Here is a 13,335-nt window from a genome sequence, read left to right on the forward strand (position 1 = left end):
CCCAGGCCCTCCTCCGACTCGCCCGACAACGGATCAACGTGCTGTTCGCGATGCTCCGCGACGGCACCTTCTACGAACCCAGAACCCCACGCCTCGCTTGACCAAAGACATAGAGGCACCCCCCCGCTCACCGAGCGCATCCGCATTCACCCCTTTGGGCACGCTGCGTCACGGAACCGCCCGAACCCGTGGGTACGTGCCCCCGCCGCCGGTCGCGCGGCTCAATGGCCTCGGGATCCGCCCCGCGCACAGCCCGAGGAGAACGCCATGCACGTACCCGCCCCGGCGCGCCTGGTCGCCCTGGCCGCCGCCCTGGCCCTGGCCCACACCGGCGCGGCACCCGCCCACGCCGCGGCCCAGCCCGACTACCCCGGCCACACCGACAGCCGCTACCTGGTGCTCGACGGCTCCGAGGCCGACCTGCGCACCGCCCGCGACGCCGGCTGCGCCGACGCCCGCCAGAACCGCGACGGCCTGCGCATCCTGTTCCTGGGCACCCAGGAGGAGGGCGACCTGCTGCGCCCGCCGGGCACCACCGCCTCCACTGAGGCCGCCCGCACCTCCACCGACCGCGTGCCCCAGGTCGCCGCCGCCTACACCGAGTCCTTCGCCGAGTGCCGCACCGGCGACACCACCGCCGTGCTGGCGCTGGGGGTCAACAACAAGGACGACGGCGGGGTCTCGGGGGCCGCCGCCGGCACCGCCTGGGCCCGCGTGGTCGAGGCCTCCGCCGAGCGCGCCGACAACCGGGCGGTCACCGTCACCGGGGCCGTCGACGCCGAGCCGTCCTGGTCCACCCCCTCCTGGGCGCGGTCCTGGGTGGGCTCCTACGCGCGCGGCACCGAACGCGCGCTCTACGCCGCCAACTCCGCCGACGGCTGCCCCACCTCCGCCACCGGCACCACCGCCTGCAACAACGGCTGGGACCTGGCCGACGTCCACTACACCGCCGGCGGCGCGGCGCCCACCGTCGTGGCCATCCCCCAGATTTACCGGACCGACGGCATCCAGGCCCGCCAGTGGGCCGCCGTCAGCCACTGGGGCCACATCCACGCCGACGGGCCGCTGCGCTTCGCCGGGGCGCTGGCCCAGCACACCGCCTGCTCCCAGCGCGGCGGCTGCGAGCGCACCGACAACACCCCCAAGGCCGCCTGGACCCAGTTGCGCGACGCTCTCAACGCCAACGCCCACACCCGGGTCAGCGAACTGCCCTACGCCAGCGACATGAGCTGGGCCTGACACCGATCCCTACCGGCCATCCCTGACCGGCACCGACCCGCAGCCGGGCGCCGTTGACGCTGCGCCCGGCCCCGCCGCCGGCCGCGCTGCGCGCGGCCGGCGCGCGTGTGTGCGGCCCGCCGGCGCCCACACCGCTCCACCCGTGTCCACAGGGGACCTGGCACCACTGCGCGCACCCCCCGCCACCCCGCACAATGGAAAGGCACCGCCACCGACGCCACCCACCGCAGAAGGACCGCCATGGCACGCACCGACCACCGCCCCGCGAACAGATTCACCCTGTTCGTGTGGTCGCTGCTGCTGGTGGCCCACGCCGCCGCCAGCGTCGTGCTCACCGTCCTGAGCCTGGTGGCCGCGAGCCTGTCGGCCATCTGGGTGGGCCTGCCGCTGCTGCTGGCGCTGACCCGGCTGCTGCGGGGCCACGCCCAGACCCACCGCCGCCTGCTGGGCCACCTGCTGGCCGACGGCCCCGTGCCCGACCCCGGCTACCGCCCCCTGCCCGACACCCGGCTGCGCACCCAGATCAGCGTGGTGCTGGCCGACCCCACCGCCCGCCGCGACTACATCTGGCTGGCCACCAACGCCACCCTGGGCCTGACCCTGGCGGCGCTGCCCCTGACCCTGCTCGCCCACGCCGTCCAGGCGGTGCTCTATGTCTGGCTGTGGCGGTGGGAGGACTCCTGGTACGCGCTGCACCCGGTGGCCGGCCAGGCCGACGCCTACGTCGCCCTGGTCACCGCCACCGCCCTGTTCGCGCTGTTCTGGCTGCTGACCCCGCCGATCATGCACGCCTACGCCCTGCTCAACCGCCGCCTGCTGGCCCCCAACGAGAACGCGCGGCTGGCCGCCCGGGTGGAGCACCTGGCCACCTCCCGCGCCGAGACCATCGACGCCCAGGCGTCGGAGGTCCGCCGCATCGAGCGCGACCTCCACGACGGCGCCCAGGCGCGGCTGGTGGCACTGGGCATGAGCCTGGGCATGGCCGAGGAGATGCTGGCCGCCGACCCCGACCTCGCGCGCCGCATGCTCACCGAGGCCCGCGAGACCACCCGCCAGGCCCTCACCGAGCTGCGCGACCTCGTGCGCGGCATCCACCCGCCGGTGCTGGTGGAGCGCGGTCTGGAGGGCGCGGTGCGGGCGCTGGCCATCACCCAGCACCTGCCCATCACCGTCGACATCGACCTGCCCGGGCGCCCGGCCGACCCCGTGGAGTCGGCCGCCTACTTCGCGGTGGCCGAACTCCTCACCAACGCCGCCAAGCACGCCAACGCCGACCGAGCCTGGGTGCGCATCAACTACGGGCGCGGGCGCATGGTGGTCATCGTCGGCGACGACGGCGTGGGCGGGCTCGACCCCGACTCCGGCACCGGCCTGCCGGGCATCCGCCGCCGCCTCAGCGCCTTCGACGGCACCATGTCGTGCGTGAGCCCCGCGGGCGGGCCTACCATCGTCACCATGGAGCTGCCCTGCGCGCTGCGTGCGGCGCCACAGGCCCCGCCCGCCGGCTGACCCCCGCCGGTGCGGGGGGCGCTCCGCCGTCCCCTCACCTTCTCCGCCCGGGCGCCACGCGCGCCGGGCCGCACCACCGCGGGAGCCGCTGTGCGCGTCGTGATCGCCGAAGACCTCGCCCTGCTGCGCGACGGGCTCATCCGCCTGCTCCAGGCCCACGAGTTCGAGGTGGTGGCCGCCGTGGACAACGGCCCCGACCTGCTGGCGGCGCTGACCGGCCAGCGCCCCGACGTGGCCGTGGTCGACGTCCGCCTGCCGCCCACCTTCACCGACGAAGGGCTCCAGGCGGCCATCCGCGCCCGCCGCGCCGTGCCCGGCCTGCCCATCCTGGTGCTGTCCCAGCACGTGGAGCAGCTCTACGCCCGCGAACTGCTCTCCGACGACACCGGCGGGGTGGGCTACCTGCTCAAGGACCGGGTCTTCGACATCGGCCAGTTCATCGACGCGGTGCGCCGCGTGGCGGCCGGGGGCACCGCCATGGACCCCGCCGTGATCTCCCAACTGCTGGCCAAGCACGGCGACGCCGGCCCGCTGGCCCAGCTCACCCCGCGCGAGCGCGAGGTGCTGGCCGAGATGGCCGAGGGCCGCTCCAACTCCGCCATCGCCGGGCGGCTGTTCATCACCGACAAGGCGGTGTCCAAGCACATCAACTCCATCTTCACCAAGCTGGACCTGCCGCCCTCCAACGACGACAGCCGCCGGGTGCTGGCGGTGCTGGCCTACCTCAACCAGTGACCGCCGCGGGGCGCGCGGCCGGCGGCGGAACCCGGGGGCCACCGCGCGCGTCGCAGTGCGCATGCCGGTTTCGATCTTCATCCTGGACGCTGTGGTGCTGGCCTTCTGCGCGGCGTTCATTCTCACTCCCCGTGCCTGGCTCGGCCGCTACGTCTCCGCGCGCTTCGACGACCCCGACACCCACCCCACCCCCACCGGGTGCTGCCTGTACCGGATCGTGTTCACGGTGTTCGCCGCGCTGATCGTCTACTCCACCGTCCAACTGGCCCTGGCCGCCTCCTGACCGGGTGCCCCCCGACTCAGCCGCACCAGCAGGCGTAGTCGCAGGCGGTGCAGTTGCCGCAGGTGGCGCAGCGCGGGGCATGGCGGTGCTCAAAGCGCAGGAACAGCGCCGGATCGTCGTGGCGGCGCCGCTCGCGCGCCAGCACCACCCCGCCCGCCGCCAGGGCGGCGGCGCCGGCCGCCCCGGCGGGCAGCGCCAGGGCCGCGCCGTCGGTGAACGCGGCGGCGTGCTCGCGGGCGACCTCCTCATACCCGCGCGGGTTGGCGCCCTCGTAGCAGATGTGCTCGCGGGTCATGGGCCGCCCGCCGCACTCCACCGGCCCCCACCCCTCCACCAGGCCGCCCACCAGAGCCAGCACGGCCAGCACCAGCAGCCCGAACCCGGCCAGCACACCCGCCAGCGCCGCGGCCAGCACGGGGGTGTGCCAGCGGCCCGGGGGCCGGCCGGCAGCGGTCACGGCGCCTCCTTCGCGTGTGCGGCGCCCGGCGGGTGCGCCGGTACGGGGTCGATGATGCCCGTGCCGGCGCGCGGGCGCGACCCGCCCGCGCGCCGGCACGCCCTCAGCGGCCGGCCTGGGGGGTGCGGTAGAGGCTTTCGATCTCCTCGGCGAAGGCGCGCAGGACCGCGTCGCGGCGCAACCGCCCGTCGGGCAGCACCAGCCCGCCGGTGGGGCTGAACTCCTCGGCGAGCACGTGGAAGGCGCGCACCGCCCAGGCCGGCTCCACACCGCTGTTGGCGTCGACCACGGCGGCGCGCACCTCGGCGGCCAGTTCGGCGTCCATCACCAGTTCCTCGCGTGACCAGGCCAGCGGCCGGTTGTTGACCAGCCGCCAGTACTCCAGTTGGTCGGCCGAGAGGGTCAGCAGCGCGGCGGGGTAGGGGCGGCCCCGCCCGATGAGCATGGCCTGGGCGATGAGGGGGTGGCCGCACACCCGCCGCTCCCAGGCGCGGGCGGGCTCGGGCACCTGGTCGGGGGCCTGGGGGGCCGGGCGCGGTGGGCCGGCCGGCGCGGTGCGGCGGGCCTGGCGGGGGGCGGCGGCCAGGGGCGCGGCCTGGGGGCGCAGGCGGCGGCCCAGGGTGAGCAGCCCGGAGTCGTCGAGGCTGGCGGCGGTGCCGGTGGCCAGCCAGTCCTCCCAGCGGGCGGCGCGCCCGGCGGCCTCGTCGCCCCAGTAGCCGGTGAACACCCCGGGGCCGCGCACGTAGACCTCGCCGTCGCCGGCCAGGCGCACCTCCACCCCGGGCAGGACCGGCCCGGCCGTGGCGCCGCGCCGGCGGCCCGGCACGCCCAGGGACACCACCCCGCCGGACTCGTCGGTGCCCCACCCCTGCACCAGCTCCACCCCGGCGCCGTTGAAGAAGTGGTCCAGCCACGGCTCGGCGGTGCCGGCGGCGCACACCACCAGCACCGCGCGCCCGCCCAGCGCGTCGCGCATGCGCGAGTACATCCACTCGTACATCGCCCGCGACACCCGCCGCCACGGCCCCTTGCGGGGCGACTGGTCGAACCGCACCGCCAGGTCGGTGGCGGTGGTGAAGGCGTTGAGGTTGTCCCAACTGGTCTCGTGGGCGATGGCGCGCTCGCGGGCGTAGACCCGCGACAGCAGCCGGCCCCGGCACACCACCACGTGGGGGGCGGCGGCGCGCAGCAGGGCGTCCTCGTCGGCGCCGCGGCCCACCGGGCACACCCGTGCCCGCGCCAGGGCGCAGGCCACCAGCGCGACCAGGCCGCCGGCGCCGCTGAGCGGCAGCTCCACCAGCACGGTGGGCGCCTCGCCCTCCTCCACGCGCTCCAGGGCGGGGGCCAGGCGCTCCAGCACGGCCGAGGCGCCGGCCAGCAGCGCGCCGTGGGTCAGCACGGCGCCGCGCACCTGGCCGGTGGCGGTGGGGGTGTAGACGAGGGCGGCGGGGTCGGTGTGCTCCTGCTCCTCGCGGCGGAACCGCACGGCGGTGGAGTCCATGTAGGCGCCGGGGCGGGCCAGGGCCGCCAGGCCCTCCTCGTCCAGCCGCCACACCCGCGCCAGGTCGGTCAGCTCCCGCCCGGCGCGGGCCACCGCCTGGGCGTGGCGGCCGTCGCCCAGCACGACCGCGGCCGGGCGGCAGTCTCGCAGGATGCGGGCCAGCCGGTCGGCCGAGGCGGCGGGCTCCACCACCACCGCGACGGCGCGGGCCACCCACACCGCCTGGACGAGCACGGCGGCGGCGTACCCGGTGGCCCCGGCGATGACGACGCGGTCACCGGCGGCCACCCCGACCCCGATGAGGCCTTTGGCCACGGCGGCGACCTCGGCGACGAACTCCCGCGCCCCCACCGGCGCCACCGCGCCCTGGGGCTCGGGGCGCAGGTAGACCTCCTGGCGGGGAGCCTGGTCGCCGTGGTGGTAGGCCAGATCGCCCAATCCCCGCAACCGCTGTGGGGCCGCGCCGCGCGGCGACTTCGCCATGCCCTTGACCACTCCTCCACCGCCCAGGGGCGCACCGGGGCGGCGCGCGCCACAGCGCCCTACTGTGCACGCAATCCTCACCCGCAGGCAACCCTGCGGCGGCCGGGCGGAGGGGGCGGCCGGGCAGGTCAGGCGGGATGGTCACCCGCTGAGGCGATCATCGGATGTCAGCAGCCGCGCGGCGCGCCCAGCGGGCGCTCAGGGCGAAGGCCAGCGCGGCGGCCGCGCCCACGGCGCCCATCACCACCGCCATGCTGGCCAGGGTGGGCTCGCCGGTGGCGGTCAGCCCGGCCAGGGAGGACAGGCCCCCGCCCAGGGCGAACTGGAGCGAGCCCATCAGCGCCGAGGCGGTGCCGGCCACCGAGGCGGGCTGGCTGGAGATCGCCAGCGTGGTGGCGTTGGGGAACACGAACCCGACGCTGAACATCATCAGGAAGAACACCGCGGTCAGCACGGGCAGCGCGAAGGGCCCGGTGGGGCCGGCGGCGGCCAGCGCGCCCAGGGCGGCCACGGCCACCAGCGCCCCGCCCAGCCCGGCGGCCAGCCGGCGCGAGGTCTCCACGCGCCCGATGAGCAGCGCGTTGACCTGGGTGCCGGCCATCAGGCCCAGCGTGTTGACGGCGAAGATCAGCGCGAACTGCTGCTCGCTGGCGCCGAACTCGCTCTGGGAGACGAAGGAGAACGAGGAGATGTAGGTAAACATGGCGGCAAAGCTCAGGCCCAGGGTCAGGGCGGGGCCGGCGAAGGCGGCGTCGCGCGCCAGGCGCCCGGCGGTGGCGCCCAGGCGGGCCAGATTGAGTTCGGCGCGGCGCTCGCGCGGCAGGCTCTCGGGCAGCCCGAACACCACCACGACCAGGCTGGCCAGGGCCGCCACGCCCAGCACCACGAAGCTCAACTGCCAGGGGCCCAGCCGCAGCAGTTGGGCGCCCAGCACCGGGCCCAGCAGCGGGGCCAGGCCGGTGACCAGCATCAGCCGGGAGAAGAAGCGGGCGGCGTCGTCGCCCTCGAACAGGTCGCGCACCACCGCGCGGGCGATGACCGCCCCGGCCGCGCCGGCGATGCCCTGGACGAACCGCAGCCCGATCAGCAGCGGCGCGGAGTCCACCAGCGCGCACAGGAACGAGGTGAGGGTGAACAGCGCCAGGCCCACCAGGAGGGGGCCGCGCCGGCCCAGGGCGTCGCTGAGGGGTCCGATGAGCAACTGGCCCAGCGCCAAGCCCAGCATGATGGCGGTGAGGGTGAGCTGGATCTGCGCCTGGGGCGCGCCCAGGTCGGCGGCGATCTGGGGGAAGGCGGGCAGGTAGAGGTCGGTGGCCAGGGGGCCGGTGGCGGTGAGCGCCCCCAGGACCAGCACCAGCAGGGCCGCGGCGCGGCGCGCGGGCGGGGCGGGGGTCCGGGGCGGTGCGGACTCCTCTGTCGGGGCGCTGGTGGACACGCGGCAACTCCTCCTTCGTCGGCACTTCCCTCGGGGGCGGGCTCGCGGGCAGGGCGCGGCACCCTCAGGCTGCAACGCGCCGGCCCGCGCCCGCCATCCAATTCCACGCCCCCAGCGGCGCCCGGGCGGGGTGAGCTTGGCCACCACTCCGTCGCGCAGCGGCATAACCGCAGGCCCCCGGCTTGCTTAGTTAGCGAAGCTAAACATATGGTGGGTGCGGTGCCCCGCCCCCGCACCGCCCGCACCAGGCGCCCCACCACCTGAGGCGCCCGCCGGCGCGCCCGCACCGCCCGCGCGCCCCGCACCCGCACGCACGCAAGGAACACCGCCCGGCATGTCCACCACCGGCCACACCCGCGCCCCCGCGCGCCCCGCACCCGCCCCCAGCCCCTGGCGCCAGCCCCTGTCGGTGTGGGCCACCGCCTTCGCCGCCGTCGTGGCGTTCATGGGCATCGGCCTGGTCGACCCCATCCTGCCCTCCATCGCCGAAGGGCTCGCGGCCACGCCCTCCCAGGTCTCCCTGCTGTTCACCAGCTACTTCCTGGTCACCGCCGTGGCCATGCTCATCACCGGCGCCGTCTCCAGCCGCATCGGCGGCAAGGCCACCCTGCTGCTGGGCCTGGCCCTGGTCGTCGTCTTCGCCGCCCTCTCGGGCACCTCCGACACCGTCGGCGCCCTGGTGGGCTTCCGCGCGGGCTGGGGACTGGGCAACGCCCTGTTCATCGCCACCGCCCTGGCCGTCATCGTCGGCGCCGCCAGCGGCGGCATGGCCGCCGCCATCGTCCTCTACGAGGCCGCCCTGGGCGTGGGCATCGCCTCAGGACCTTTGGTGGGCGCGGTGCTGGGCGACTGGCACTGGCGCGCCCCCTTCTTCGGCACCGCCGTCCTCATGGCCGCCGGGTTCCTGCTCATCGCGGTACTGCTGCGCGCCCCCGCCCGCCCCGACCGGCCCACCCGCCTGGGCGACCCGCTGCGCGCCCTGGCCCACGGCGGCCTGGCCACAACTTCGGCCACGGCGCTGTTCTACAACTTCGCCTTCTTCACCGTGCTCGCCTTCACCCCGTTCGTGCTGGGCATGGGCGCCTACGGCATCGGCGCGGTGTTCTTCGCCTGGGGGGTGTGCGTGGCCGTGTCCTCGGTCGTGGCCGCCCCGCGCCTCCAGCGCCGCATCGGCACCGTCCCGCTGCTGCACACCGCCCTGGTCCTGCTCCTGCTGGCCCAAGCCGCCATCGCCGTGGGCATCGCCGCCGGCGCCACCCCCGCCGTCATCGCCGCCGTGGTGGCCACCGGGGTGCCCATCGGGCTGTGCAACACCGCCTTCACCGAGGCGGCCATGGAGGTCTCCGACGCGCCGCGCCCGGTGGCCTCGGCCGGCTACAACTTCGTGCGCTGGATCGGCGGCGCGGCCGCGCCCTTCGTCGCCACCACCCTGGGCGAGGCGCTGACCACCTGGGCCCCCTACCTGCTGGGCGCCGCCTGCTGCCTGGTGGCCACCGCGATCCTGGCCGCCCGCCGCCACCACCTGGGCGCCCTGGCCCGCGTCTGAGGCCCCGCGCGCCCCCACCGCCGGTGCGGGCGCGCGGAGCGCTGCGGGGTTCAGCGCACCAGCCGCTCCAGCAGCCGCTCCAACTCCGCCGCCGGATCGGCGGTCAGCCCCGTGTGGATGGGTCCGGGCTGCACGATGGTGCTGCGCGGCGCGGTCAGCCACCGAAACCGCCGCCCGGCGTCCTCGGTGCGCGCCGGCCCGGCACCCGGACCCCCCGCGCACACCTTCTCCACGGCCTCCAGCGCCCGGCCCACACCGCCCACGTCCACGCCCGCGTCCAGCGCCCGCAGCCGCGGCTCGTCCACCACGCACCGCGCGCCCAAGAACCCCAGCGCCTGGCAGTACAGGATCACCCCGGCGTTGACCTGCTCGCCGCGCTCCAGCCGCGGCACCACCCGCACCAGCGCGTACTCGAACACCGCCCGCGCCCCGGGCGCGCCGCCGCTCATCGGACCGCCTCCGGCACCCACACCCGCTCGCGCGCCCGCGCCAGCAGGTGGCGCACATAGGCCGCGCGCACCTGCGCCGGGGAGTCGAACCCCTCCTCGCCCTCCAGCCACACGTCCGGCACCAGGCCCACCACCTCCTCCAGCAGCGCGGCGGTCACCCGGGGCCGCAGCGCCTCCTCGGCCGCCGCCACATCGGGCGACAGCGACGCCATCACGTGGTCAGCCGCGTCGTAGGGGCGCGCCGCCGCCCGGTCGGCGCCCCGCCAGTTGTGGTGGAAGATCAGCGAGGCCCCGTGGTCGATCAGGTAGGGCTCGCCGTGCCACACCAGCATGTTGGGGTTGCGCCAGGTGCGGTCGACGTTGCCGATGAACGCGTCGAACCACAGCACCCGGCCCGCCAGAGCGGGGTCCACCTCGAACACCAGCGGGTCGAACCCCAGCGCCCCCGGCAGGAAGTCCACGCCCAGGTTCAGCCCGCCGCTGGCCTTGAGCAGCTCCTGCACCTCGAAATCGGGCTCGCCGCGGCCGATCACCGCGTCCACCCGCACCAGCGCCAGCACCGGCACCGGCAGGCCCAGGCGCCGCGCCAGCTCACCGGCGATCACCTCGGCCACCAGCGTCTTGCGGCCCTGGCCCGCGCCCACGAACTTCACCACGTACATGCCGCAGTCGTCGGCCTCGACCAGCCCGGGCAGCGACCCGCCCTCGCGCAGCGGCAGCACATACCGCGTCGCCGCGATCTCTTCTAGCACGCCGATCAGCATAGGGCGCCGCCGTCCGATAGCGTGCCGCCATGCCCCTCAGCGACGACTCGGAGTTTCGCGACCACATCGCCCAGGCCCTCGCCGGCCTGCCCGGGGTCCAGGCGGTGGCGCTGGGCGGGTCCCGCGCCGCCGGCACCCACCGCCCCGACAGCGACTGGGACTTCGCCCTCTACTACCGCCACCGCTTCGACCCCGCCGACCTGCGCGCCTTGGGCTGGCCCGGGGAGGTCTTCGACATCGGCGCCTGGGGCGGCGGGGTGTTCAACGGCGGCGCCTGGCTCACGGTGGAGGGCCGCCACGTCGACGTCCACTACCGCGACCTCGACGACGTCGAGTACCGGATCGCCGAGGCCGCCAAGGGCCGCTTCGACGTCGAGCACCTGGCCTTCCACCGCGCCGGGGTGCCCACCTACATCGTCGCGGCCGAACTGGCCGGCGCCGAGGTGCTGCGCGGCGACCTGCCGCGCCCGCGCTACCCCGACGAACTCGCCCGGCTCGCGCCCCGGCGCTGGTGGCAGGCCGCCCAACTGGAACTGGCCTACGCCCGCACCGCCTACGCCGAACGCGGCCAACTGGCCCCCACCGTGGGCGCCGTGGCCACCGCCGCCGCCCAGTGCGCCCACGCGGTGATGGCGGCCCGCCGGCGCTGGGTCACCAACGAGAAGCGGCTGCTGGAGGCCGCCGGGCTGCGCCACATCGACGAGGTCTGCGCCCACCTGGACTCCGAGCCGCCCACCCTGATGGCCGCCGTGGACGCCGCCGCCGAACTGCTGGGCAGAGCCGTGGAGGAGGCCGTGGACGCCTAGCCGGGGCGCGCCACCGGGCACAGCGCCGGCGGCGCGCTCAGCCGGACGGGGGCGCCGGCGAGGCGTAGGCGGCGGCGATGGCCGCCACCTGTGCGGCGTCCCCGGCCGCGTCGGCCCGCACCAGGCGCTCGGAATCGGCGCGGGCGGTCTCCAGGGCTTGGCGCGCGGCGCGCTCGGCGGCGGCGTCACCGGCGGCCGACGCCCGCTCCAGCAGCGCCCGCTGCCGGCCGATCGCGGCGTCGATCCGGTCGCGCGCGGCGTAGAAGGCGGCCGCGCCGGCGTGGTCGTCGCCGGGCTCGGCCGCGTCGGGGGCGGTCTCAACGGGTTCGGCGGCGCTCACGGTCAGGCTCCTCGGCGGGTTCGGCGGTGGCGGTGGGCAGGGCGCGCGCTAGCGCGCCGCGCCCCGGCGGGGTGCGGGCGGGCGGGGCGCCGAGCGGCGCGGGCTGGACGCCAGCCCCCGCGCCGCCAGCCGGGCGCGCACCGCCTGGCCGAGGCTTTTGGCCGGCCCCGGGCGCGCCGCGGCGGCCGCCTCGGCACGCGTGACGCCGTCGAGGTCCGCGATGTTGCCGTCCTCGTGGTGCCGGTTGATCCCGCGCAGGACCGTGTCGACGTAGTTCCGGTCGCCCACCGACATCCGGTCGCGCTGGCGCCGCATCCACTTGGCCGCCTCGCCGGCCAGGTTGCGCTCCGCCGCGCGGGTGGTGCCGGTGCTCACGCTGAAGGGCCGCGCCCGCCCCGAGGCCACCAGTTCGGCGCGGTGCCACATGCCGCCCGCGCGGTGGTCGCCGTTGTCGTAGGGCGTCGGCAGGTTCTTCAGCGGCGAGGTGTTGATGTATGCGTAGATCGGGGGGATGCGGGCGGCGCGATTCCACGCCTGGGCATCGCGCATCTCCCGCTCGGCGGCCGCCGCCCAGGCCACCCGCTCGCGCGGCAGGACCGCGCTCCAGCGCCCCGAGTACGTGGGCAGGCCCTCGCGGTAGGCGAAACCGGCGCGGGCGGCCTCGATGGACGCGCGCGAGCCGTCGACCACCCGCACCACCTGGTCGCCCTGCTGGCGGGCGCTCGTCACGATCGCGTCGGCGGCCTCGGAGGCGTCGGCGCGCGCCAGGTCCCGCATCAGGCCGTCCAGGACGGAGCCCGTGGCCCAGTGCGCCTCCAGGGCCGCGGCCATCCAGTCGCCCGCCACGCCGTTCAGTTCGGCGGGCCGGCCCTCGGCGACCGCGCCCACATAGGCGGCGACCTCCGGCGTCGAGCGCTCGCGCGTGGCCTCCTGCATCTGGGCGGCGAAGCGGAAGCGCTCCTGCTTGGTCAGGGTGCCCTGGCGGGCCCCCTCCACCATGGCCGCGCCCCACTCCTGCGCCAAACCCATAGCCGTCTGGAAGTTGCCCAGCGCATCCCAATGGCGGCTATAGCGCATCAGCCGGTGCTCGTCGGCCACCACCACGGTGCCCCGCGCCCCCAACTCCTCCCGCAGCCGCTGGAGGTGGGCGCGCGCGTCGGCACCGGGATACTGCACCACCAGCGCGGCGACCGGCAGTTCATAGGGGGCGTGCGCGCGGGGGCGGTGGTAGACCTCCGCGCCCAACTCGCTAAGGCGGGAATAGGCGGAGTCGGCGGACTGCTCGGCCATCGGCCATCCTCACGTGCGCGGCGGTGCGCGAAGAAGAACACAGGGGGGCGGCGCGGCCGGGGTCGCGGGCCGGTGCCGGCTACAGAACGCCCGACACACTCCCACACCAGCCCTGAACCGGCGCGCAACCACCGCGGGCGCCCCGGTGAAACCGCGGTGAACGCGCGGCGGGGCGCCGGCGCGGAAAACCGGTTGTGCGGCCCGGCCTACGGCGGCTAGCCTGCCCGGCGTTATGGGAATCAACGCGATCTACCTGCGCCGGTCCGCGATCCGGTGGTCCTCGGCGCCCTCGCGCCGGCTTCGCCACCGGTCCGCCTCCCCGGACCGGCCGCATCGACGCACCCGCGCCCAGGAGTCCCCGCGCGTCTGACGCCCCTGCCGCGCCCCCGCGCGCGGCAGCGCCGGGCAACCTGCGGCGGCCCCCGCCCGCATCGGCGGGCGCCCGCCGCCGCATGACCCCGGCGTCAGCGCCGCGCCCCTGCGGCGCCCGCCCGCGCG

13 protein-coding genes are annotated in these 13,335 nt (G+C 76.3%); 6 read left to right on the forward strand and 7 right to left on the reverse strand.

Annotation, left to right across the window (positions count from 1 at the left end; genetic code table 11):
• Positions 1-267 precede the first annotated feature (267 nt).
• The 4 genes from LG943_RS14600 to LG943_RS14615 all read left to right on the forward strand — a co-directional run bounded on the left by LG943_RS14600 (position 268) and on the right by LG943_RS14615 (position 3,766).
• Positions 268-1,239: a hypothetical protein gene (locus LG943_RS14600; RefSeq protein WP_270072823.1), complete on the forward strand. Its 972-nt coding sequence runs from the start codon at positions 268-270 to the stop codon at positions 1,237-1,239.
• Between the two features lie 240 nt (positions 1,240-1,479).
• On the forward strand, positions 1,480-2,748 hold the full coding sequence (locus tag LG943_RS14605; RefSeq protein WP_270072824.1) for a sensor histidine kinase: 1,269 nt from the start codon (positions 1,480-1,482) through the stop codon (positions 2,746-2,748).
• Between the two features lie 90 nt (positions 2,749-2,838).
• On the forward strand, positions 2,839-3,483 hold the full coding sequence (locus tag LG943_RS14610; protein ID WP_270072825.1) for a response regulator: 645 nt from the start codon (positions 2,839-2,841) through the stop codon (positions 3,481-3,483).
• Between the two features lie 61 nt (positions 3,484-3,544).
• Positions 3,545-3,766 (forward strand): hypothetical protein, encoded by a 222-nt coding sequence (locus LG943_RS14615; RefSeq protein ID WP_270072826.1) that lies wholly within the window; start codon positions 3,545-3,547, stop codon positions 3,764-3,766.
• A gap of 16 nt (positions 3,767-3,782) precedes the next feature.
• Here LG943_RS14615 and LG943_RS14620 read toward each other — a convergent pair whose 3' ends face one another.
• The 3 genes from LG943_RS14620 to LG943_RS14630 form a co-directional block, all read right to left on the reverse strand.
• Entirely contained in the window at positions 3,783-4,223 is a 441-nt protein-coding gene (locus LG943_RS14620) for a hypothetical protein (protein WP_270072827.1), read from the reverse strand.
• A 103-nt stretch (positions 4,224-4,326) separates the two neighbouring features.
• Positions 4,327-6,207, reverse strand: coding sequence for an AMP-binding protein (locus LG943_RS14625; RefSeq protein WP_270072828.1), 1,881 nt, complete (start codon positions 6,205-6,207; stop codon positions 4,327-4,329).
• 157 nt (positions 6,208-6,364) lie between these two features.
• Positions 6,365-7,642 (reverse strand): multidrug effflux MFS transporter, encoded by a 1,278-nt coding sequence (locus LG943_RS14630; RefSeq protein ID WP_270072829.1) that lies wholly within the window; start codon positions 7,640-7,642, stop codon positions 6,365-6,367.
• Between the two features lie 334 nt (positions 7,643-7,976).
• Here LG943_RS14630 and LG943_RS14635 point away from each other — a divergent pair, with 334 nt between their 5' ends.
• A complete protein-coding gene (locus tag LG943_RS14635; protein ID WP_270072830.1) occupies positions 7,977-9,188 on the forward strand; it encodes an MFS transporter in 1,212 nt (403 codons plus the stop codon).
• A 50-nt stretch (positions 9,189-9,238) separates the two neighbouring features.
• Here LG943_RS14635 and LG943_RS14640 read toward each other — a convergent pair whose 3' ends face one another.
• Complete coding sequence (locus LG943_RS14640; RefSeq protein WP_270072831.1) at positions 9,239-9,637, reverse strand: DUF3037 domain-containing protein; 399 nt, start codon at positions 9,635-9,637, stop codon at positions 9,239-9,241.
• Complete coding sequence (locus LG943_RS14645) at positions 9,634-10,401, reverse strand: HipA family kinase (RefSeq protein WP_270072832.1); 768 nt, start codon at positions 10,399-10,401, stop codon at positions 9,634-9,636. Before LG943_RS14645 ends, LG943_RS14640 begins: the two co-directional genes overlap by 4 nt.
• A gap of 29 nt (positions 10,402-10,430) precedes the next feature.
• Here LG943_RS14645 and LG943_RS14650 point away from each other — a divergent pair, with 29 nt between their 5' ends.
• Positions 10,431-11,207: a nucleotidyltransferase domain-containing protein gene (locus tag LG943_RS14650; RefSeq protein WP_270072833.1), complete on the forward strand. Its 777-nt coding sequence runs from the start codon at positions 10,431-10,433 to the stop codon at positions 11,205-11,207.
• Between the two features lie 37 nt (positions 11,208-11,244).
• Here the strand turns inward: LG943_RS14650 and LG943_RS14655 are convergent, their stop codons facing one another.
• The gene (locus LG943_RS14655; protein WP_270072834.1) at positions 11,245-11,547 is read right to left on the reverse strand and encodes a hypothetical protein; all 303 of its coding nucleotides are present in this window, start codon (positions 11,545-11,547) and stop codon (positions 11,245-11,247) included.
• A gap of 48 nt (positions 11,548-11,595) precedes the next feature.
• Complete coding sequence (locus LG943_RS14660) at positions 11,596-12,837, reverse strand: hypothetical protein (protein ID WP_270072835.1); 1,242 nt, start codon at positions 12,835-12,837, stop codon at positions 11,596-11,598.
• Positions 12,838-13,335: the final 498 nt, after the last annotated feature.

This window comes from Streptomonospora mangrovi (assembly GCF_027604915.1).
Lineage (GTDB): Bacteria > Actinomycetota > Actinomycetes > Streptosporangiales > Streptosporangiaceae > Streptomonospora > Streptomonospora mangrovi.

Coding starts and splice junctions, on each gene's coding strand:
- LG943_RS14640 (WP_270072831.1), bottom strand. CDS start 9,637: ATGAGCGGCGGCGCGCCCGGGGCGCGGGCGGTGTTCGAGTACGCGCTG.
- LG943_RS14600 (WP_270072823.1), top strand. CDS start 268: ATGCACGTACCCGCCCCGGCGCGCCTGGTCGCCCTGGCCGCCGCCCTG.
- LG943_RS14660 (WP_270072835.1), bottom strand. CDS start 12,837: ATGGCCGAGCAGTCCGCCGACTCCGCCTATTCCCGCCTTAGCGAGTTG.
- LG943_RS14605 (WP_270072824.1), top strand. CDS start 1,480: ATGGCACGCACCGACCACCGCCCCGCGAACAGATTCACCCTGTTCGTG.
- LG943_RS14635 (WP_270072830.1), top strand. CDS start 7,977: ATGTCCACCACCGGCCACACCCGCGCCCCCGCGCGCCCCGCACCCGCC.
- LG943_RS14650 (WP_270072833.1), top strand. CDS start 10,431: ATGCCCCTCAGCGACGACTCGGAGTTTCGCGACCACATCGCCCAGGCC.
- LG943_RS14645 (WP_270072832.1), bottom strand. CDS start 10,401: ATGCTGATCGGCGTGCTAGAAGAGATCGCGGCGACGCGGTATGTGCTG.
- LG943_RS14625 (WP_270072828.1), bottom strand. CDS start 6,207: ATGGCGAAGTCGCCGCGCGGCGCGGCCCCACAGCGGTTGCGGGGATTG.
- LG943_RS14615 (WP_270072826.1), top strand. CDS start 3,545: ATGCCGGTTTCGATCTTCATCCTGGACGCTGTGGTGCTGGCCTTCTGC.